The organism is Mesorhizobium sp. AR07, assembly GCF_024746815.1.
Classification (GTDB): Bacteria; Pseudomonadota; Alphaproteobacteria; order Rhizobiales; family Rhizobiaceae; genus Mesorhizobium.
The window spans coordinates 552,644-571,254 of the sequence record NZ_CP080525.1 but is presented as its reverse complement, the minus strand read 5'-3'; the positions used below and the strand labels follow the sequence as shown (position 1 = coordinate 571,254).

Sequence of the window (18,611 nt, the reverse complement as noted above, 5' to 3'; positions counted from 1 at the left end):
CCAGAATCCCTGCAAGCACTTGGAGGCGTTTGTTCATGCCCGTCGCGTCAACATCGAGGACGGCATCGCGCTCGCCGACGAGACGCTGCGCGAAGAGATCGCGGCGCGCTATCCCGAAGCCTGACGCCGCATCGAGGCACGGCGTGCCTTCATGGCGGATGTGCTTGGTATCGGCCTCAAGGCGGAGGTGCTGCCTTTCTCCAACATTCCGGCATTTCTGCCGCCATTTTGGCTTTCGCGCCACAGTGCGATGGCTGTAGTCAGGCGCAGACCGGGTTTCGGCCGGACACGACTTAGTTCTGCCGCACTCTGCCTGTCCGGGAGATGGCGCGGGGGTAGACAGGCCTTTGGCCGGAGTGGGAATTTCTAAGTGCCTTTGAAGAAGACCCTTGCCGTTGTCCTTGCCTTGCTCGTCGCCGGCTGCGCCGGCCCGCAAACACAGGAACTGCTTGGCAGCGCCATCATAGCTGCCCCGGTGACGGAGATTGCCGGCAACCACAGCATCTTCATTGCCACGACGCGCAAGAAGTCCGACGATCCCAACAAGGTTTTCGACGGCGAACGCTCGGCCACGCTGAATTACGCCCGCGTCAACGTCACTGTCCCAGGTTCCCACCAGACCGGTCAGATCGAGCGCCGTTCGCGCGGCAAATCGAACGACCCGGCCAAGTATTTCATGGCTTCCGAAGTCGTCGGCTACGACACACAGCCGAAATTCTCCGGCGCGCTCAACGCCGACATCGCGGCGCGCGGCGGCCGCGTCATGGTCTTCGTGCATGGCTACAACACCGGCTTCGACGCCGCAGTCTACCGCCTGACCCAGATCGTCCATGATTCCGGCTATCCGGGCACACCTGTGCTGTTTTCCTGGGCTTCGGGCGCCAGGACCACCGACTATGTCTACGACAAGGAAAGCGCCAGCGCGGCGCGTGACCAGCTGGAAGTGACACTGAGGATGCTGCAGCAGTCCGGCGCGCGGCGCATCGACATTGTCGCGCATTCGATGGGAACCTGGGTGACCATGGAAACGCTGCGCCAGATGGCCATAAGCGGCGACCGCGATCTCGGCGGCAAGCTTGGCGACGTGGTGCTGGCCTCGCCCGACATCGATGTCGATGTGTTCAAGAGCCAGATGCGGCGCTACGGCAAACCGGACAAGCCGTTCATCCTGCTGTTGTCCGACGACGATCGGGCATTGAGACTTTCCGGCCTGATTGCCGGCTCACGGCCGCGCGTCGGCGACTACAAGGATGCGGCCGACCTTGCCTCATACGGCGTGACGGTCGTCGACCTCTCCAAGGTCAAGGGAACCGACAGCTTCAACCACACGAAATTCGCAGACAATCCGGAACTGGTGAAGATGATCGGCCAGCGGCTGCGCGAGGATGACGGCTTTGCCAGCGACCGAGACGTGACCGATCGCATCGGCCTGCTCGGCCAATAGATGCGGTTCCGGGGGCGCCGTTCAGCACTGCGGACGTACCGGCTCACTTTGAACTGGACCGCGCCGGCCTCTGGCTTTATCGGGGTAACCATCGACGTCATTCATTCGACGTCCCCCTTTGCGGGAGCCGGCGCGTGACCCTGCGTTTGAAGAGTTTCGTCATCGTCGCGTTCGCGCTTGCTGTCGCCGGCTGCGCCGGCCAGAACACACATGATCTGCTCAACAAAACGACGGTCGCAGTGCCCGCTTCCGACATCGCGGCGACGCATGATATCTTCGTTGCGACGACACGCCAGAGGGCAACAAAGGACCCGCGACAGGTCTATGACGGCGACCGCTCGCTGACCACAAGCTTTGCACGTGTCGACATGACCGTTCCCAAAAGCCATCAAGTGGGCGCCATCGAGCGCGCCAAGGGATCGGCAAACAGCAATCCGGTCAAGGATTTCACCGCCAAGGACGTCACCTTCTACGAAGGCGCGCCGCAATTCGCCAAGGCGGTCGGCGCCGACATCGCCATGCGCGGCGACCGTGCGCTGGTTTTCGTGCACGGTTTCAACAACGGCTTCGACGACGGCATCTACCGGCTGACGCAGATCGTCCACGACACCAAATATCCCGGTACGCCGGTGCTGTTCTCGTGGGCTTCGAGCGGCAAGACGACCGGTTATATCTACGACAAGGAAAGCGCCAACGCGGCGCGCGACGACCTCGAGGCGACGCTCAGGATGCTGGCCAGGACGCGGGTCAAGAGCATCGACATCATCGCCCATTCCATGGGAACCTGGGTGACGATGGAAGCGCTGCGCCAGCTCGCCATCACTGGCGACCGCGATCTCGGCGGCAAGCTCGGGCGTGTCGTCCTGGCGTCGCCGGACATCGATGTCGATGTCTTCAAGAAACAGATGATGCGCTACGGCAAGCCGACCAAGCCCTTCGCCATCCTGCTTTCAGGCGACGATCGTGCTCTGAAACTGTCCAGCCTGATCTCCGGCGACAAGCCGCGTGTCGGCGACTATGCCAATGCGGCGGACCTCGCCAGCTACGGCGTGTCCGTGGTCGACCTGACGCAGGTCAAAGGCGGCGACCGCTTGAACCATGCCAAGTTCGCCGACAATCCATTCCTGGTGCAATTGCTTGGCGACAGCTTGCGCACGCCTGCCGGCCTGGCCTCGGACGAAACCCCTCCGGCGCAGCTCAACAATCTCGGCCAGGGCCTCGGCAAGGCCGTCGGCTCGGTTGCCGAGATCGTCATCACCACACCGTTCAAGGTGCTGACCATCGCAACTGGCGGCTGAGTGCCATCAAGCGCCAGGGTGTGTTGAGATTCGGGTCAGGCCGTCCTCACCCGAATATCGACATAGGCTAGACGAACAGGTCGACCTTCTGGAAAGTCGTCACATCGATCAGCCCGACATCGGAAATCCTCAGTTCCGGAATGACGACCAGCGCCAGCAGCGAGTGCTGCATGTAGGCGTTGTTCAGTGAACAGCCCATCTTGCGCATCGCCTCGGTGAGCTTCTCGGCCTTGGCCGCGACAATCTCCGCCCGCTCGTCCGACATCAGCCCGGCGATCGGCATTTCGACCAGCGCCAGTTCCTTGCCCTTGGAGAACAGCACGACGCCGCCGCCGACTTCCCCCAGCCGATTCACGGCCAGCGCCATGTCCTGCTTGTTGGTGCCGACGACGATGATGTGGTGGGCGTCATGCGCGACGCTGGAGGCCATGGCGCAGTCGTCCATGTAGCCGAAGCCGGAGACAAAGGCGTTGGTGACGCCGCCGGTGCCCCGATGGCGCTCGACCAGCGCGATCTGGCAGACATCGTTGCGGCGATCCATGGCGACCAGCCCGTCCTCGACCGGCAGGTCGGCTTCCAGCGCCCGCGTCGGCGCCTGGTTTTCGATGACGCCGATGACCCGCACGCGCACCTCGTTGGCGCCCTTGGGGGCCGCGATGTCGAAATCGCGAGCCTTCAGCTTCTTGCCGAGCTTGACGGTGTTCTTGGCCGTCCGAGGATAGTCATAGGCCGGAATGTCGATTTCAAGCTTGCCGGCCTTGGCCAGCCTGACGCCGCGCGCATAGACCTCGTCGATGGTCATCGCGGTGAGATCCGAGACGATCAGCAGGTCGGCCAGCCGCCCCGGTGCGATCGAACCCAACTCGCGTTCCAGCTTGAAATGCTGGGCGGTGTTGAGCGTCGCCATCTGGATTGCCGTCACCGGCTTCAAACCCTGTTGGATGGCATGGCGCACCACCCGGTCCATATGGCCCTCATGGACCAGCGTGCCGGAATGGCTGTCGTCGGTACACAGGATGAAGTTGCGCGGATCGAGCCCGCTCTCGGTCACCGCCTTGATCTGCGAGGCGACGTCGTACCAGGCCGAACCCAGCCGCAGCATTGCCTTCATGCCCTGGCGCACCCGAGCGATGGCATCCTCCGCGCGCGTGCCCTCGTGGTCGTCTTCCGGCCCACCGGCGACATAGCCATGGAAGGGCAGGCCGAGATCGCGCGAGGCATAGTGGCCGCCGACCGTTTTTCCTGCTTTCACGGTAGCGGCGATTTCACCCGACATGACCGGATCGTTGGCGACGACACCGGGAAAGTTCATCACTTCGCCCAGGCCGATGATGTTTTCCCAGGTCATCGCTTCGGCGACATCGGCGACCGTCAGCTCGGCGCCGGCGTGTTCCAGCCCCGGCGCCGAAGGCACGCAGGACGGCATCTGCACATGCACGTTGATGGGCATCGCCACGGCCTCGTCATGCATCAGCCGCACGCCCGGCAGGCCCAGCACATTGGCAATCTCGTGCGGGTCGATGAACATCGAGGTGGTGCCGTGCGGAATGACGGCGCGGCAGAACTCGGTCACCGTCACCATGCCGCTCTCGACATGCATGTGCGCGTCGCAGAGGCCGGGCACCAGATAACGCCCGCCGGCGTCGACCACCTTGGTGCCCTGGCCGATGGCATGGCTGGCGTTCGGCCCGCAATAGGCGAAGCGCCCGCCGGCAATGGCGATGTCGGTGCCGGCGATGATCTCGCCCGAGTGAACGTTCACCCAGCGGCCATTGCGGATGACGAGATCGGCGGGTTTCCGGCCCATGGCGACATCGACCAGATGTGTTGCCATCTCGGTCCACGGTTTTGGTTTCGTCGCGTGCACCGACGGCTTGTTTGCCATGAAAGACTCCTGTTTGCCCGACTGTGCCAAGCCTGTGTGGTTTTGACCAGCGCCAAACAGTGGATAGTCTGAGGCCTGTTCGGCCTTCACTTGGGCTGTTCGGCCCTCACCAGACTACCCAAACCTTCACATCAGCGGCAGTCAGAAATGGAATTCCGTTTTGTCGAAAATCGGGTTACGGTCCCCGCAAGGACCTTTCTGAACCGCCATTCGGGGAGTTCGATGCGTCGCCTGATGGTCGCAAGTGCCGGTTTCCTTGCCGCTCTGGCCGTGCCGGCTTTCGCAGCCGACCCAACGGTCGAAGTGCCGATGACCGCGCCCGGCTTCGACTGGACTGGCTACTATGCCGGCCTGCAGGCGGGCTATGGCTGGGGCCGGTCCGATATATCAGGGGGAGCTGGCGCGCCGTTTTCCGTCTCGCCCGACATCCACGGCGGTTTTGTCGGCGGCCATGTCGCCGGCCTGTGGCAGTTCGACCAGGCGGTGCTCGGCGGCGAAGCCGACCTCAACTATGCCTCGATCGACGGCACGACCGAAGCGGAGCCGGGAAACATTTTCGGCACCAACGTCAAGTGGTTCGGCTCGATCAACGCCAAGGCCGGCTACGCGATGGACCGGCTGCTGGTCTATGGCATTGGCGGCATCGCTTTCGCCGGCATCGAAACCTCGCAGGCCGCGGGCACGGCGTTCGACAGTTCACGCACGAATGTCGGCTGGACCGTGGGTGCCGGCGTCGACTACGCGCTGACCGACAAGTTCGTCGTCGGCGCGCAGTACCGCTACTATGATTTCGGCTCCGAGCACTACGACGCATCCGGCGATTTCACCGAGCGCGATCAGGACGTGAAGCTGAACACGGTCGGCATCAATTTGAGCTACAAGTTTTGAACGATGCCAGCTGCGTGAGGCTACTGGCCAAGGGGCTAGCTCCAAGAACAATCTTACCGGTTTGAGGCGGCCGACGCCCCCAGTGGGCGGGGGAATGGGTTGGGCCTGAGAGGCGCCGGCCTGGCGGATGTGATCCGCCGAGAAATATCCTAGCGGTGCCCGCGGCGCGCATAATTCGATGATCGCACCAGTATCGCCACGCCACCTGGCCTGTTTGCGCGTTCAGGCTTGGCCAAGAACACGACTTGACGGCCTGTGTCTGGCGTCTGAAAAGGGCTGGCCTGCGGACGTGGCGGAATTGGTAGACGCAAGGGACTTAAAATCCCTCGATCTCTGATCGTACGGGTTCGATTCCCGTCGTCCGCACCAGAAATCTTTTCCGATTACCTTTGGCTACCGATTTGGCATCCACACCCTGATCGTTACTTTTTGATAAGCGCTCCGGATCTCATCGACACCGCTACTCGACTCGGCGCCCGTCATCTGTTCATTTGCAGTAACCGCGGCGCGTAATCGTGGAGCGGCTAGGGGGAAAATGTGCCAAAATCATATCCAACGAACATGCGAGCCGCAGCGCACCGTCACCTGAACGCGGGAAACGAACTCTCAAATACTCACCGAAAAGATGTTGCCGGATATCTATTTGGGATCGCCGCAGAATGCGCTTTGAAGTCGCTAATGCAATCGCTGGGGATTAAGCCGCTGGCTCGAGAATACCGATGGAACGACCCATTCTATGCACATTTTAAGGAATTGAAGACGTTAATTCGCGATCACTCCGAAGGTCGAAAACATCACGATCTTCTTAAGTATGCGAATGATGGAAGATTTATGGAGCATTGGGACGTAACTATGCGTTACTCAGACGGAAAGTTAATTGAGGATGCTTGGGTTACGCTGTGGTGAGATCAGGCCACGACGGTTATTGGCGAGATTTAGGAAATATCATGACAATCCGCTTTGATGAAAGCCTTGCTGCCATAGTCGAATTCGTCGCTCGCGAGTTTGGTGCTGATGTGGCCGCGAATGCTGCATTTATTCGCGACGCTATCGGTACGCTTTCTGTGGCTGTAGATTTAGAATTGGCCGAGGATGAGCTTGAGCGGCTTGAAGTCACATTATCCGAGACACTTGGAGGCTATGCTAGAAACGAAAACGCCATTCGCGACAAATACGGTTCCGGCGCCAGGTCCCTATTTGAGGAGGCGAAGAAGCGGTCAAAAATCTCTGTCGGAGATCATTCTATTTTTTTCCTCGATCGGCGCCTTGTCGGGGCTGACTGGTTACTACCTCCCCAATCGGCTTCGGGAATCCCTCGGATCGTCTTCTCCAGCCTAAAAGGCGGAGTTGGGCGTTCAACAGCGCTGGCAGTTCTCGCAGCCCACATGTCAGGCCGAGGTCAGCGAGTGCTCGCAGTCGACTTGGATCTGGAAGCCCCAGGCATAGGAACCATGCTTATCAGCCCTGACGTTCTCCCCAAGTTTGGAACTCTCGACTACCTAGTAGAGAATGGAATGTCTGGGATCGATGATGAATTTATCGCATTGATGACCGGAAAATCGTTTCTAGGAAATTCCGGCGGTCAAGTCACAGTACTGCCTGCGATTGGACGAGCGACAATTGAAAATCCTCGGGGCGCTTTGTCAAAGATTTCTCGTGCGTATTTGGAAGATATTAGTGCCACCGGTGAAATCTCAACTCTTACAGGTCAAATTCGAGAGTTAGTCGATCGATTTTCTGCTTCCGGCGACTATGATTTAATTCTCATAGACGGACGTGCGGGACTTCACGAAACCAATGCGGCTGTCTTACTCGGTCTTGGTGCGGAGGTTCTATTTTTTGGGATCGACGAACCTCAAACCTTTCTCGGCTACAAACTCCTGTTTTCACATTTGGCTCAGTTTAAAGGTTTGGCATATGAAGACTGGCGGCAACGCGTTCAATTCGTGCATGCAAAATGCTCAACCGATACGAAAACACAACGTGAGGCCAGCGCTCGTTTTGCAGACTTATTTGAAATCCTAACTCTCCGGTCGCCAGCGGCAGCAATCGTGCCCGTCTCGACGTCAGAACCGCTGACATCGGAAGACTTTGATATGGAATGGGCTGACGACGAAGAGGTGGATTTGGCCGACATTTTGCCCGAACAGACGCCCATAATTCAAATTTTGGACGATAGGCGATATCAGGGTTTTGACCCCATTGTGGATCGGTCACTTCTAACGCCGCAATTGTTTGAACTAACCTTCGGAGAACTTCTAGCTTGGGCTGAGTCCCTTCTTCCAAGTCTACAGGCAAATGAAAATGGCGATTGACTTTGGAGCGTTGCGGAGGGCGATAGGCCGCCTTGATGCAAGCGCCTCTTCAAGCACGACTGGAGAAGACCGCCCATTGCCTGAGCAAATCTTCGCTCCTGAGCATCATGTGGGAGCGTTGGATTCGAACACGACGATCGTATTCGGCTCGCGGGGTGCAGGTAAAAGCTTCTGGGCAGGCGTACTGGCAAATCGCGACACGCGCCTAGCGGCAGCGCATGCTTATCCACGAATTGGCCTCGACCGGCTTCTGATCGGGCTAGGATTTACGGGCCACGATGGCGATCGTTCCGTCAGCAAGGCAACCATCGACGCGCAGGTGCAGCCGGGACAGGAGCGCGCTCGAGGGGTTTTGCTTTGGCGTTGTGTGCTCTTAAGGGCAGTTAGAGCCGCGCTCGCTCCTGATGCTCCAATCGAGAAAATTGGGAGTCTGATGCAGGAATTCGCCGATCCGGAAGATTGGGAAGAGGCCATGCACGCCGCCGATAACAGCGTGGCAGGATCTGGAACTCGTGTTGTTGTTATTTTTGATGCCTTGGACAGCCTTGCAATTGAATGGCATCGACTTCGACAACTGACTGATGCGCTGTTGGAAGTGGCATGGTCTATCCGTGGATATCGTTCGGTGCGTGCAAAATTGTTTCTACGCCCTGATCAGGTGCAAGACCTTGGCCTACGCTTTGTAGAATTGCCAAAAATGATCGCCGGAGCGACCAATCTCCGATGGACGCCTGTCAACCTCTATGGAATGTTTTTCTCTAGAATCGCGACAGATTCTTCCCCTGAGACCGAAGAGAATTTTAGAGAGCTATTGAGCCAGAGCGATATAAAAGCTCCCCCGCCGACGCTTGCGGGAATTAGGCGGTGGAGTCTCTCTTATGATCGACGCGCACAAGCGCGAGTGTTCAGTAAGCTTGCTGGCCTATATATGGGCAGAGGTCATAAAAAGGGCCGAACCTATGACTGGCCGATTAACCACCTGGCAGATGGGCATGGAGAGGTAACCCCCCGCAGCTTTTTAACTCTTATGCGAACTGCAGCTGAGACCCCGCCCTTTGTCGAAAGCCAAGCAGTGACTGCAGAAGGAATTCGGAATGGTTTGCGTTCTGCATCGAAGGTTCGCCTAGAGCAGCTTGACACTGAGTTTAAATGGATCAAGCGCGTGCTGGCGCCGCTTGCCAGAATTCAGGTGCCTTGCACTGCGTCTGTTATCGTTGATCGCTGGAATGAAAATCAAACCGTGGACGCAGTAATGGCACAGGCAGCAGCGCGCGAATTTCTTCCACCTTTTGAATTTTCGAGCGAACAGACGAACGATGAGCAACTGATTGAACGACTCACTCAAATGGGCGTCCTGACTAGGCGAGCAGATGGGCGATATGACATGCCCGATCTATTTCGCGTTGCGGCGCGCCTTCTCAGAAAGGGTGGCGTCGCGCCTACCTAATTGCTGGTCAAGCAGCGATCGGATTCAGCTTCAAATGCTGGATCAAAATAATTGTCTTGGCATCTATGATGCGGCCGTCGGCAATGCCGGCCAGCGCCTCGTCGAGCGGCATTTCCAGCACTTCGATGTCCTCGCCTTCTTCCGGCGCGCCGCCGCCGGCGGAGATGCGGTCGGCGGGTGAATAGCGGGCGACGAAGAACCAGAGCCGCTCGGTGACGCTGCCCGGGCTCATATAGGGCGAAAACAGCCGCTCGATGTTCTGCAGGCGGTAGCCCAGTTCTTCCTCGGCTTCCTTGCGAATGGCGGTCTCCGGATCGTTTTCGTCCAGCAGACCGGCGCAGGCCTCGATCAGCGGCTCGCGGTGGCCGGTGACGTAGGCGGGATAGCGGAACTGGCGCACCAGCAGCACGGTCGAGCGACGGGGATCGTAAGGCAGGATCACCGCGCCGTCGCCGCGATCATAGGTTTGGCGAATCTGCGTCTCCCACTGTCCGTCACGCCGGCGGTAGTCGAGGACGGTCTTCTTCAGGACGGCCCAGTCGTCGGAGAGGATTTCCTCCGAACGGATGCGAATGCGATCTTCCATCATGGTCTCCGTGCTTTCTGGCCGGCGAGCCGTAGCCGCGAACCGGCATTTGCGCAATGCAGGCAATCGGTCCAAGAAGGCGTTTCACCGTCTCGTGTCTGGCGCGCCTTCGATCGATTGCCTAGATAGCGGCTTACCCTCCCGGAGCCCCATTTCATGACCGCATCGCTTTTCCAGCCGATCACGCTCGACGGCCTCACCTTCCCCAATCGCATCGCGGTGGCGCCGATGTGCCAGTATTCCGCCGAAGACGGCTCGGCCAGCGACTGGCACCTCTACCACTGGATGAACCTTGCCATGTCCGGCGCCGGCATGGTCACGGTCGAGATGACCGACGTCGAGCGGCGCGGGCGTATCACCCATGGCTGCCTTGGCCTTTATTCCGAAGACAATGAGGCGGCCGCCCGCCGCGCGCTGGATGCGGCCAGACGCGTCGCCGCGCCCGGCACGAAGTTCGGCTCGCAGCTTGCCCATGCCGGCCGCAAGGCCTCCAATCGCAAGCCGTGGGAGGGCGGCGGGCCGCTGCAGCCAAACGAGGATGCCTGGCAGACCGTCTCGGCCTCGGCGATCGCCTACGACACCGGCTGGAACGTGCCGCACGCGCTGGAGGACGAAGAAATCCTGCAGCTCATCGAACGCTTCACCGAGGCGGCACGGCGTGCCGAACGCGCCGGCTTCGACTTCCTCGAACTGCACGCCGCGCACGGCTATCTGATCTTCCAGTTCCTGTCGCCATTGTCCAACCAGCGCACAGACCGCTGGGGCGGCTCGCTGGAGAACCGCATGCGTCTTGTCGTCGAGATCGCCAAGGCGGTGCGGAAAGCGACGCCAAAACTGATGCTTGGCGCGCGGCTGTCGGTGAAGGATTGGGTCGATGGCGGCTTCGACGTTGAAGACGCGATCGAGGTGGCAAAGGCGTTGAAGGCTGTTGGCGTCGCCTATCTCTGCTGCTCGAGCGGCGGCAATTCGCCGTTGCAGAAATTGCCCACCGGCCCCGGTTACCAGGTGCACCTGGCGGAAGCCGTGCGCAAGGGCGCCGGCATTCCGACCCGTGCGGTCGGCCTGATCGACGACCCGAAGCAGGCCGAAGCGGTCGTCGCCGAGGGCCGCGCCGACATGGTGGCGCTGGCGCGCGCCTTCCTGGCCGATCCGCGCTGGGGATGGCGCGCGGCGGCCACCTTCAGCGAGACGATCCACCCGGCGCCACAGCTTGCCCGTTCGGTGACGACGATGCAGCACTGGATGAAGGCGGCGGGCTGATCGGCCCGTTCTCCTGATACCAGCATACCAGCCTGGTCCTGCCCGCCGCTCTCGACGGTTTGCCACAGCTTGGCTTCAATTCCGTCCGCAAACTGTTACCCTGGGTAAGGCTGCGGCGGGCGCGGCCGGGCTTGGGAGGAAATCATGTCGTTCAGGGCATTCTTGCCGGTTGCAGCACTGACAACCGTGGCCGGACTTTGGATTGGCGCGTCGACGCCGGCCGGCGCGCAATATTGCGAGGGCACCGTGCACGGCCTGTCCGGCCGCTACAATCTGGCGACCGGCAGCGGCTTTCTCGCCGTGCGGACACGGCCGAACTCGTCGTCGCGGATGATCGGCCAGTTGTTCAACGGCGATCACACCGAGATCTTCGACCGGCGCGGCAACTGGTATCAGATCGAAATCGGCGGCGCGACCGGCTGGGCAAACGCACGCTGGCTGCGCAACGATTGCGGCTACTGAGACGCCCGTGCATGTCACCCAAAAGTGGATCCGGTTTTGGGATAACGACATGCATCAAACAAAGACCTAAAGCGCGTCGCAAACGCGACGCGACTTTTGGGCGCAGGCTGAAGGCCATGGTTGCAACCAAATTGGCTGCTTTGCGTTGCGGCCATGATGGACAACAAACCTTTTGAAGTGCCGGTCGTCGTCGAACTTGGCCATGTCGGCAAATATCGCCATATCCGCAGCGCCCAGGAGGCGGCGGAGTGCCTGATGACGGTCTGGCCGCTCAATCGCGGCCAGCGTCATCGTGAAGCCCTCGACACTTGCCTCAAAGTGCTGGAAGGTTATCGTTCGACAGCGGATGCGCGCCGGGCGCTGATTGAAGCCGCCAAGGAATCGGAAGTGCTGGTGCCCGACGACAAACTGCCCGACGACCGGCTGCATTGAGCAGACCGACCTTTCAACTGGAGGTTTTGATGGCGAAGCTGACTTACAAGATCGTCGAGCATGATGGCGGCTGGGCCTACAGGGTCGGAGCGACCTTCTCGGAGACGTTTCCCACGCATCAGGATGCGTTGCGCGCCGCCGAAATCGCTTCGAGCGAGCAGCAGGTCGCCGGGGCCACCGACGGCATCCAGTACGAGGACGCCGAAGGCAAATGGCACGAGGAACTGGCCGACGGCCGGGACCGGCCGCAGACCGAGGTCTCCGACTGACCTTTTATCCTGGGTTAATATTGGGCAGCCACGCCGACCACGGACGTTCGGAGAGGAGAGGTCTCGCGGCCGGCTGGGAGCTTGCGGGCTTTATCTTTTGATCATGATCTTTTCCGAAAACCGGGATCCGCTTTTCGGGATCATGCTCTGACTATTTGCCGCAGTACTGATCGTTCACGTTCCCTTGGGCATTCGCGTCGGGACCGGCGGTGTTGGAGGCACAAGGCCCGACCGCGCCGGGATTGCCCAGGATGTTCAATCCCGAGCCATCGCCATTGATGCTTCCGGTGGTGGTGCTGTCGACAGCCGAGGAATCCTCGTTGCCAAAGAGCCAATTGTGGTGGTTGGAATAGATGCTGTCCGACGACTGCGCCATTGCCGACGTGGCAAGACCGATCGTCAGAACGGATGCTGCGAGAAGTTTCGTGTACATTGAATTACTCCGTGTCTTTGCCGCCTTGGGTGCGACACGGGTGAAACCAGCGATCAGCCGAATGGTTCAGTGAAATTGTCGTGAGGCCGCGGTGATGTCCGGCCAGCGAAGGCGCGGTTAGCGACGCGCTCGATGAAGGCCACGATCTGCTCCGGCGCGACGAATTGCGGCATGTGCCCCATTCCCTCGACCGCCTCGAAATCGAGCCCCTCGATCCTTGACCTCATCGGCGCGCCCTGGGTGTGAAAGCCGGTCACGCGATCGGCATCGCCCAAGAGAATGCCGGCCGGCATGGCGATCTCGCCATAGCGCCCCTCGATGCGGCCAAGATCGCGCTCGATGGCCACGACATCGGAGGACATGGCATAGAAATGGCCTGGCCTGAGCCCGAGCCACCCGCCTCCCGCGACCATGTAATCACTGGGCAGGCCCTGCGGCGCGAAGATGAACTCCATGGTCGGCCGCGCATATCGGAGGCTGGTCGGTATCGCCACGGTGTAGCTCATGATCCGGCGCCACAGGCGTGAGGGAATATAGAGCGAACCGAATTTTTCGCGCATGCCGGCTTCCATGTGGGTCAATGGCGCCAGGAGCGCGATGCCGGAAATCGCCTCGGGGTGTTCCACCGCCAGGGTCAGCGCGATGGCGCCGCCCAGGGAATGACCGACCACCAGCGGCTTTTCCAGCCTGAGCGCTTCAATGAAGCGGCGCACGATCTCGGCCTGTTCGGTCAGCCGGCCCGTCGTGCCGCTCGCCCGCACCGAATAGCCCGCTCCCGGCCGATCGAGCGCGATCAACCGGTAGCCCGGACCGAACCGTCCGAACAGTGTGTGCCGGAAATGGTGGAGTTGGGCGCCGAGCCCGTGCAGGAAGACGATCGGCCGCCCCTCGCCCTGGTCGACATAGTGGATGCGGTTGCCGTCGATTTCGATGAATTTTCCGACCGGCGGCACCAGCCTTTCGGCCTTCGCCGCGATCCACAGCGTCGCCAGCACCAGACTGGCGATCCCCAGGACCGTCAGCAACAACAGCGCGGCCAGCAGCCACGACAGAATTGACAGGAGCATTGTTCACCCAAACCAGAACCAGCTTGAGCTTAGCCGCATCCGGTGCCGCTGCAACCCAAAGCATGCATGTCGTTCTCCCAAAACCCGGGCCACTTTTGGGCGACATGCATTGGCATCGAAAACGGGCGGCCCTAGGACCGCCCGTCGATAGTCTATTTCTGACCCAGATAACACGGGCCTGTCGAGACGCGGCACCGATGGCGCGAAATCAGCCGTGCAGCTTGGCGGCGATTTCGGCGACGCGCTTGCCCTGGAATTTCGCGCCCTCGAGTTCCTGCGCCGAAGGCTGGCGCGACCCGTCGCCATCGCTGGTCGTGGTCATGCCGTAGGGCGCACCGCCACGCACCACGTCGTTGCCCATCTGTGCCTGGTAGGCATAGGACAGCGGGACGATGATCATGCCGTGATGCTGTAGCAACGCCTGCGTGGTGATCAAGGTGAGTTCGGCGCCGCCATGCTGGGTCGCGGTCGAGGACATCACCGAGCCGATCTTGTTGACCAGCGCGCCCTTGACCCACAGCGGTCCGGTCTGGTCGAAGAAATTCTTCAGCTGTGCGCACATCATGCCATAGCGCGTCGAGGCACCGACGATGATCGCGTCATAGTTGGCGAGTTCGAGCGGATCGGCGATAGCCGCTTCCTGGTCGAGCTTGTAATAAGCCGCCTTGGCGACCGCCTCGGGCACCAGTTCGGCAACGCGCTTGAGGGTCACCTCGGCGCCGGCCTCGCGGGCACCTTCGGCCGCGGCCTTGGACATCTGCTCCATATGGCCCCAGCTCGAATAGTAGAGAACAAGTACTTTCGCCATTTCCATCTCCTTGATGCATCGCTCAACGGAGGCTGACACTGCCTCGTCGAGCAACGCTATTAGGGGCCTGCGCGTTCACTGGATATCCCGTATGTGGGCACAGATTGTTCACCGTTCGGGTGGCATTGCCGCCAACCTTCCGCCGCGCTATCTCAAGCCACCCGTTTGGCCACCCGTTTGGCCACCCGTTTGACCACCCGTTTGGGCGACCCGTTTGCCGGAGCTTTCCATGCCTGAAATCGTCACCGCCGCCATGCTCGTCATCGGCGACGAGATTCTGTCCGGCCGCACCAAGGACAAGAACATCGGCCATCTCGCCGATATCATGACGGCGATCGGTATCGACCTCAAGGAGGTGCGCATCGTCCCGGACGAGGAAGACGAGATCGTCGCTGCGGTCAATGCGGTGCGCGCCCGCTACACTTATGTGTTCACCACCGGCGGCATCGGCCCGACCCATGACGACATCACCGCCGATTCGATTTCCAAAGCCTTCGGCGTGCCTTGCGAATACGATGCCAAGGCCTATGCCATGCTGGAAACCAGCTATGCCGCGCGCGGCATCGAATATACCGAGGCCCGCAAGCGCATGTCGCGGATGCCGCGCGGCGCCGACCACATCGACAATCCGGTGTCCGTCGCGCCCGGCTTCCGCATCGGCAACGTCCATGTCATGGCCGGCGTGCCGTCGATTTTCCAGGCCATGCTCGACAATGTCGTGCCGACGCTGAAGGCCGGCACAAGGATGCTGTCGGCAACCGTGCCCTGCCCCTTCGGCGAGGGCCTCATCGGCGGACCGCTGGGCGACATCCAGAAGGCGCATCCGGACACGATCATCGGTTCCTACCCGAAATATGGCGACGGCAAGTTCTGGACCGAACTGGTCGTGCGCGCCCGCAGCCAGGAAGCGCTGGACGCCGCGCGCGCCGACGTCGAGGCGATGGTCGCGGGTTTTGCCAGCGCCGCGAGTTGACCCGCCCGTACCGGAACCAAGCGCGTCGTTGCAACGTTTCCCCCGAGCGATTCTCGATCGCTTGAAAGATGAGGGATTCCCATGCGATTCAAGACCATCGTCGCCATTTTGCAGAACGAGCAGGACGCGGAGCGCGTGCTGGACTGCGCCGTTCCGCTTGCCAGCCGGTTCCAGAGCCATTTGATCGGTATCCATGCCGAAACGCTTCCGGTGCCCTATACTTCGGCGACGGGATTTCCGGACACCGAGTTCCTGCAGGTTTCGGCCGACATGAACAGGGAGCGGGCCGAGAAGCTGCAGGCGATTTTCCTGAGGCATATCGAGAATTCAGGCCTGTCCTTCGAATGGCGCAGCCTGGAGAGCTTTTCGGGCGATAGCGCGCTGACCGGCATTTCCAGTGTCCGCGCCGCCGATCTGATCATCGCCGCGCAGCGCGAAACAGGCGGTGACCCGAGCGCGGATGTCGACACGCTGGTCTATGACGCCGGCCGGCCGGTGCTGGTGGTGCCGCATGCGGGTCCGCTGGTCACCACCTTCAAGCATGTGCTGCTCGCCTGGAACGGCAGCAAGGAAGCGGCCCGCGCCGCCTTCGACGCACTGCCGTTCATCATCGAAGCCGAGAAAACCGACATATTGGTCATTGACCCGCCCGACTCGCTCGACGAAAGCCCGGAGGCCGCCGGCGCCGAAATCGCGTCCGCCCTGTCGCGCCACGGCGCGACCGTCAGCGTCTCGGTGCAAAGGTCGGGCGGCAGCTCGATCGACGACATCATCCAGACCAGGATCGCGGAGACCGGCGCCGATCTGCTGGTCCTCGGTGCCTACAGCCACTCGTGGCTGCGCCAGCTTCTGTTCGGCGGTGTGACGCGCTCTGTGCTGCGCACGGCGCCAGTGGCAGCCTTTCTATCGCGCTAAGTCCACAGCGATCGCTGGCCCTGCCCTTGCCAAGGCCAGGGCTTTCCAGTTAATTCCGCGCGCATTCCCCTGTTTTCCTGCGCGCGGTCCTCGCGTGCCGCGGAGTGCGCGACATGTCCCTTCCCGAAAAAGCCTTTCCGGTCTCATGGGACCAGTTCCATCGTGACGCCCGCGCGCTCGCCTGGCGGCTTGCGGGCACCAGCAAGGGACAATGGAAAGCGATCGTCTGCATCACCCGCGGCGGTCTGGTTCCCGCGGCGATCATCTCGCGCGAACTCGGCATCCGCATCATCGAGACGGTCTGCGTCGCCTCCTACCACGATTATACCAGCCAGGGGCAGTTGCAGGTGCTGAAGGAGGTCACGCCATCCCTGCTGGCCGATGACGGTGCCGGCGTGCTGATCATCGACGACCTGACCGACACCGGCAAGACGGCGGGCATCGTGCGCGCAATGATGCCGAAGGCGCATTTCGCTACAGTCTACGCCAAGCCGAAGGGCCGGCCACTGGTCGATACGTTCGTCACCGAAGTCAGCCAGGACACCTGGATCTACTTCCCATGGGACATGGGATTCACCTATCAGAAGCCGATCGCCGACGACCACGCCGGCTGATTCGCAACAGGCCGTTCATTCTAATTTGCAGCTGCCCCCTGGTACCATTTGCTCAGGGAATAGCCCCGCAGGGTACGATTTCTTGTGAAATCGTCCTTTATTGGTGGAAATTGGCCAGACGGGCCAAAGTTTTTACTTTTATTGCTTATGATTAGCCGTAAGATTCGTGAGACGGCAAACGATTCTGGAGGCTGGGGCTAGCTTCTCCGATGTTGACGAGGCCAACGACGCACAACCATCTGGCCGAAAGGGTCCGACGGCTCTTCGGCACGGCGCCCTGTCGTCTGCAGGTTGCCGCCCTGCCCTGGCGCGACAGCGGCAACGGTGTCGAGATCATGCTGATCACCAGCCGCGATACCGGCCGCTGGGTGTTGCCCAAGGGCTGGCCCGAAGCCAGGGAGCCGCTCTGCGAGGCCGCGGCGCGCGAGGCCGGCGAGGAAGCCGGACTGCGCGGAAGCATCTCCCATCTTGAGGCCGGCCGTTATTTCTACGCCAAGGTGCTCGCTTCCGGCGAAGAAGTGCCGTGCGAGGTCCTGGTGTTTCCACTGCACGTCGACAAGATCGCCGATCGTTGGAAGGAAAAACACGCGCGCACGCGCAAATGGGTCAGCTCCAGCGAAGCGATGCGCATGGTCAACGAACCAGACCTTTGCCAGATCATCGCCTATTTCTGCGCCGACCCGCACAGCTTCCCCTGATCGGTCGTTGTCTTCGGCGGCAAGAGGCCCAGCCACAACTATCAAGTGCATCGGCACACTTTTCGATGCGGCGCCGTGAATGGTTTGCTAATCATTCGCGGATAAGAATCGGTCGATCCGGCGTGTTATCGATGGCGAACCCTGTAAACCCACTTCAGCAAGATTCCGGCGAGCCCCAGCGCGAGCGTCGTCCGCGCGTGCTCAAGGGCGGATCGATCATCACCGGGATTCAGAACTCGGAGGTCGGCTGCACGCTGCGCAATCAGCACGAAGGCGGCGCCGAACTGAAGATACCGCTCGAGGCACGGGTTCCCGATCACTTCCTTCTCTATGTGCCGCTCGACGGCATTGCCTATCGGTGCCAGGTTCGCTGGCGCCGCAATGACCGCGTCGGGGTGCAGTTCACCGGCACCGAGCCAAAGCCGAAATTGCATTACGGCTGATCCCTCGGGACGCAGTGGTTGTGTTTAGGCAAAGCACACAGGCGCCCTTCCTGCCGGCGACAAAATCGCGATCGCCGCACCTCGATTCTATCCCCGTTATCCACATATGTGACACACAAGATGTTGGGGTCACAAAAGCTACGCAAACGAATCCTTGACGACGCAAAACGAGTCGCCTTTTATAGGCCATGCGCTCCTGTTGAGAGTGCGACCGGAAAGTTCTGAGCCCGGTCTTTTCCCGGATTATGTGCGTTTTTGCTCGCATTTCCGCCTGTTTACGAGGCCGGCGGAAGCGTTGGGATTGTGGGGCGGTTGGGGACGATAGGGAGAATTGTCGGACTGGAATAAATTGTCTGTTAACACTATATTTAGTG

The 18,611-nt window shown here is 60.8% G+C and carries 20 protein-coding genes and 1 tRNA gene; 16 read left to right on the top strand and 5 right to left on the bottom strand.

Annotated elements, in window-relative coordinates; translation table 11 throughout:
- The first annotated feature begins 370 nt into the window (after nt 1–370).
- Together BPNPMPFG_RS02980 and BPNPMPFG_RS02975 are read left to right on the top strand one after the other, a co-directional pair.
- Complete coding sequence (locus tag BPNPMPFG_RS02980) at nt 371–1,444, top strand: alpha/beta hydrolase (protein ID WP_258593180.1); 1,074 nt, start codon at nt 371–373, stop codon at nt 1,442–1,444.
- A gap of 134 nt (nt 1,445–1,578) precedes the next feature.
- Nucleotides 1,579–2,742: an alpha/beta hydrolase gene (locus tag BPNPMPFG_RS02975; protein WP_258593179.1), complete on the top strand. Its 1,164-nt coding sequence runs from the start codon at nt 1,579–1,581 to the stop codon at nt 2,740–2,742.
- Nucleotides 2,743–2,809: 67 nt separating this feature from the next.
- Here the strand turns inward: BPNPMPFG_RS02975 and ade are convergent, their stop codons facing one another.
- Nucleotides 2,810–4,627: an adenine deaminase gene (ade, locus tag BPNPMPFG_RS02970; RefSeq protein ID WP_258593178.1), complete on the bottom strand. Its 1,818-nt coding sequence runs from the start codon at nt 4,625–4,627 to the stop codon at nt 2,810–2,812.
- A gap of 222 nt (nt 4,628–4,849) precedes the next feature.
- On the opposite strand from ade, the gene BPNPMPFG_RS02965 reads away from it, so the two are divergent.
- The 5 genes from BPNPMPFG_RS02965 to BPNPMPFG_RS02945 all read left to right on the top strand — a co-directional run bounded on the left by BPNPMPFG_RS02965 (nt 4,850) and on the right by BPNPMPFG_RS02945 (nt 9,277).
- A complete protein-coding gene (locus tag BPNPMPFG_RS02965) occupies nt 4,850–5,515 on the top strand; it encodes an outer membrane protein (RefSeq protein ID WP_258593177.1) in 666 nt (221 codons plus the stop codon).
- A gap of 283 nt (nt 5,516–5,798) precedes the next feature.
- Nucleotides 5,799–5,884 (top strand) — tRNA-Leu (locus tag BPNPMPFG_RS02960).
- Nucleotides 5,885–6,052: 168 nt separating this feature from the next.
- Complete coding sequence (locus BPNPMPFG_RS02955; RefSeq protein ID WP_258593176.1) at nt 6,053–6,421, top strand: hypothetical protein; 369 nt, start codon at nt 6,053–6,055, stop codon at nt 6,419–6,421.
- A gap of 41 nt (nt 6,422–6,462) precedes the next feature.
- The gene (locus BPNPMPFG_RS02950) at nt 6,463–7,830 is read left to right on the top strand and encodes a KGGVGR-motif variant AAA ATPase (RefSeq protein ID WP_258593175.1); all 1,368 of its coding nucleotides are present in this window, start codon (nt 6,463–6,465) and stop codon (nt 7,828–7,830) included.
- Nucleotides 7,820–9,277 carry a hypothetical protein gene (locus tag BPNPMPFG_RS02945; RefSeq protein WP_258593174.1) on the top strand — a complete coding sequence of 486 codons (1,458 nt, stop codon included), beginning with the start codon at nt 7,820–7,822 and terminating at the stop codon, nt 9,275–9,277. Before BPNPMPFG_RS02950 ends, BPNPMPFG_RS02945 begins: the two co-directional genes overlap by 11 nt.
- Nucleotides 9,278–9,284: 7 nt before the next feature.
- Here the strand turns inward: BPNPMPFG_RS02945 and BPNPMPFG_RS02940 are convergent, their stop codons facing one another.
- Nucleotides 9,285–9,863 carry an NUDIX domain-containing protein gene (locus BPNPMPFG_RS02940; protein WP_258597048.1) on the bottom strand — a complete coding sequence of 193 codons (579 nt, stop codon included), beginning with the start codon at nt 9,861–9,863 and terminating at the stop codon, nt 9,285–9,287.
- Between the two features lie 156 nt (nt 9,864–10,019).
- Between BPNPMPFG_RS02940 and BPNPMPFG_RS02935 the strand changes: the two genes are divergently transcribed.
- The 4 genes from BPNPMPFG_RS02935 to BPNPMPFG_RS02920 all read left to right on the top strand — a co-directional run bounded on the left by BPNPMPFG_RS02935 (nt 10,020) and on the right by BPNPMPFG_RS02920 (nt 12,286).
- Nucleotides 10,020–11,123, top strand: a complete 1,104-nt coding sequence (locus tag BPNPMPFG_RS02935; protein WP_258593173.1) for an NADH:flavin oxidoreductase/NADH oxidase — start codon at nt 10,020–10,022, stop codon at nt 11,121–11,123.
- 144 nt (nt 11,124–11,267) lie between these two features.
- Nucleotides 11,268–11,585 (top strand): SH3 domain-containing protein, encoded by a 318-nt coding sequence (locus tag BPNPMPFG_RS02930; RefSeq protein WP_258593172.1) that lies wholly within the window; start codon nt 11,268–11,270, stop codon nt 11,583–11,585.
- A gap of 153 nt (nt 11,586–11,738) precedes the next feature.
- Entirely contained in the window at nt 11,739–12,017 is a 279-nt protein-coding gene (locus BPNPMPFG_RS02925; RefSeq protein ID WP_258593171.1) for a DUF982 domain-containing protein, read from the top strand.
- Nucleotides 12,018–12,046: 29 nt separating this feature from the next.
- Nucleotides 12,047–12,286: a DUF2188 domain-containing protein gene (locus BPNPMPFG_RS02920; protein ID WP_258593170.1), complete on the top strand. Its 240-nt coding sequence runs from the start codon at nt 12,047–12,049 to the stop codon at nt 12,284–12,286.
- A 151-nt stretch (nt 12,287–12,437) separates the two neighbouring features.
- Here the strand turns inward: BPNPMPFG_RS02920 and BPNPMPFG_RS02915 are convergent, their stop codons facing one another.
- The 3 genes from BPNPMPFG_RS02915 to wrbA all read right to left on the bottom strand — a co-directional run bounded on the left by BPNPMPFG_RS02915 (nt 12,438) and on the right by wrbA (nt 14,594).
- Nucleotides 12,438–12,719: a hypothetical protein gene (locus BPNPMPFG_RS02915; protein ID WP_258593169.1), complete on the bottom strand. Its 282-nt coding sequence runs from the start codon at nt 12,717–12,719 to the stop codon at nt 12,438–12,440.
- Nucleotides 12,720–12,772: 53 nt separating this feature from the next.
- A complete protein-coding gene (locus tag BPNPMPFG_RS02910) occupies nt 12,773–13,786 on the bottom strand; it encodes an alpha/beta fold hydrolase (RefSeq protein ID WP_258593168.1) in 1,014 nt (337 codons plus the stop codon).
- Nucleotides 13,787–13,994: 208 nt separating this feature from the next.
- A complete protein-coding gene (wrbA, locus tag BPNPMPFG_RS02905; RefSeq protein WP_258593167.1) occupies nt 13,995–14,594 on the bottom strand; it encodes an NAD(P)H:quinone oxidoreductase type IV in 600 nt (199 codons plus the stop codon).
- Between the two features lie 229 nt (nt 14,595–14,823).
- Between wrbA and BPNPMPFG_RS02900 the strand changes: the two genes are divergently transcribed.
- The 5 genes from BPNPMPFG_RS02900 (at nt 14,824) to BPNPMPFG_RS02880 (ending at nt 18,237) form a co-directional block, all read left to right on the top strand.
- Nucleotides 14,824–15,567 carry a competence/damage-inducible protein A gene (locus tag BPNPMPFG_RS02900; protein WP_258593166.1) on the top strand — a complete coding sequence of 248 codons (744 nt, stop codon included), beginning with the start codon at nt 14,824–14,826 and terminating at the stop codon, nt 15,565–15,567.
- Between the two features lie 81 nt (nt 15,568–15,648).
- Entirely contained in the window at nt 15,649–16,482 is an 834-nt protein-coding gene (locus BPNPMPFG_RS02895; protein WP_258593165.1) for a universal stress protein, read from the top strand.
- Between the two features lie 113 nt (nt 16,483–16,595).
- Nucleotides 16,596–17,096: a xanthine phosphoribosyltransferase gene (gene gpt / locus BPNPMPFG_RS02890; protein ID WP_258593164.1), complete on the top strand. Its 501-nt coding sequence runs from the start codon at nt 16,596–16,598 to the stop codon at nt 17,094–17,096.
- Nucleotides 17,097–17,305: 209 nt separating this feature from the next.
- Nucleotides 17,306–17,794, top strand: coding sequence for an NUDIX hydrolase (locus tag BPNPMPFG_RS02885; RefSeq protein ID WP_258593163.1), 489 nt, complete (start codon nt 17,306–17,308; stop codon nt 17,792–17,794).
- A gap of 131 nt (nt 17,795–17,925) precedes the next feature.
- Nucleotides 17,926–18,237, top strand: a complete 312-nt coding sequence (locus tag BPNPMPFG_RS02880; RefSeq protein ID WP_258593162.1) for a PilZ domain-containing protein — start codon at nt 17,926–17,928, stop codon at nt 18,235–18,237.
- Nucleotides 18,238–18,611: the final 374 nt, after the last annotated feature.

Bases quoted from the DNA above. Each gene is read 5' to 3' on its own strand.
- ade (WP_258593178.1), bottom strand. From the start codon at position 4,627: ATGGCAAACAAGCCGTCGGTGCACGCGACGAAACCAAAACCGTGGACC.
- BPNPMPFG_RS02965 (WP_258593177.1), top strand. From the start codon at position 4,850: ATGCGTCGCCTGATGGTCGCAAGTGCCGGTTTCCTTGCCGCTCTGGCC.
- BPNPMPFG_RS02950 (WP_258593175.1), top strand. From the start codon at position 6,463: ATGACAATCCGCTTTGATGAAAGCCTTGCTGCCATAGTCGAATTCGTC.
- BPNPMPFG_RS02945 (WP_258593174.1), top strand. From the start codon at position 7,820: ATGGCGATTGACTTTGGAGCGTTGCGGAGGGCGATAGGCCGCCTTGAT.
- BPNPMPFG_RS02940 (WP_258597048.1), bottom strand. From the start codon at position 9,863: ATGGAAGATCGCATTCGCATCCGTTCGGAGGAAATCCTCTCCGACGAC.
- BPNPMPFG_RS02935 (WP_258593173.1), top strand. From the start codon at position 10,020: ATGACCGCATCGCTTTTCCAGCCGATCACGCTCGACGGCCTCACCTTC.
- BPNPMPFG_RS02930 (WP_258593172.1), top strand. From the start codon at position 11,268: ATGTCGTTCAGGGCATTCTTGCCGGTTGCAGCACTGACAACCGTGGCC.
- BPNPMPFG_RS02925 (WP_258593171.1), top strand. From the start codon at position 11,739: ATGATGGACAACAAACCTTTTGAAGTGCCGGTCGTCGTCGAACTTGGC.
- BPNPMPFG_RS02920 (WP_258593170.1), top strand. From the start codon at position 12,047: ATGGCGAAGCTGACTTACAAGATCGTCGAGCATGATGGCGGCTGGGCC.
- BPNPMPFG_RS02915 (WP_258593169.1), bottom strand. From the start codon at position 12,719: ATGTACACGAAACTTCTCGCAGCATCCGTTCTGACGATCGGTCTTGCC.
- BPNPMPFG_RS02910 (WP_258593168.1), bottom strand. From the start codon at position 13,786: ATGCTCCTGTCAATTCTGTCGTGGCTGCTGGCCGCGCTGTTGTTGCTG.
- wrbA (WP_258593167.1), bottom strand. From the start codon at position 14,594: ATGGCGAAAGTACTTGTTCTCTACTATTCGAGCTGGGGCCATATGGAG.
- BPNPMPFG_RS02900 (WP_258593166.1), top strand. From the start codon at position 14,824: ATGCCTGAAATCGTCACCGCCGCCATGCTCGTCATCGGCGACGAGATT.
- BPNPMPFG_RS02895 (WP_258593165.1), top strand. From the start codon at position 15,649: ATGCGATTCAAGACCATCGTCGCCATTTTGCAGAACGAGCAGGACGCG.
- gpt (WP_258593164.1), top strand. From the start codon at position 16,596: ATGTCCCTTCCCGAAAAAGCCTTTCCGGTCTCATGGGACCAGTTCCAT.
- BPNPMPFG_RS02885 (WP_258593163.1), top strand. From the start codon at position 17,306: ATGTTGACGAGGCCAACGACGCACAACCATCTGGCCGAAAGGGTCCGA.
- BPNPMPFG_RS02880 (WP_258593162.1), top strand. From the start codon at position 17,926: ATGGCGAACCCTGTAAACCCACTTCAGCAAGATTCCGGCGAGCCCCAG.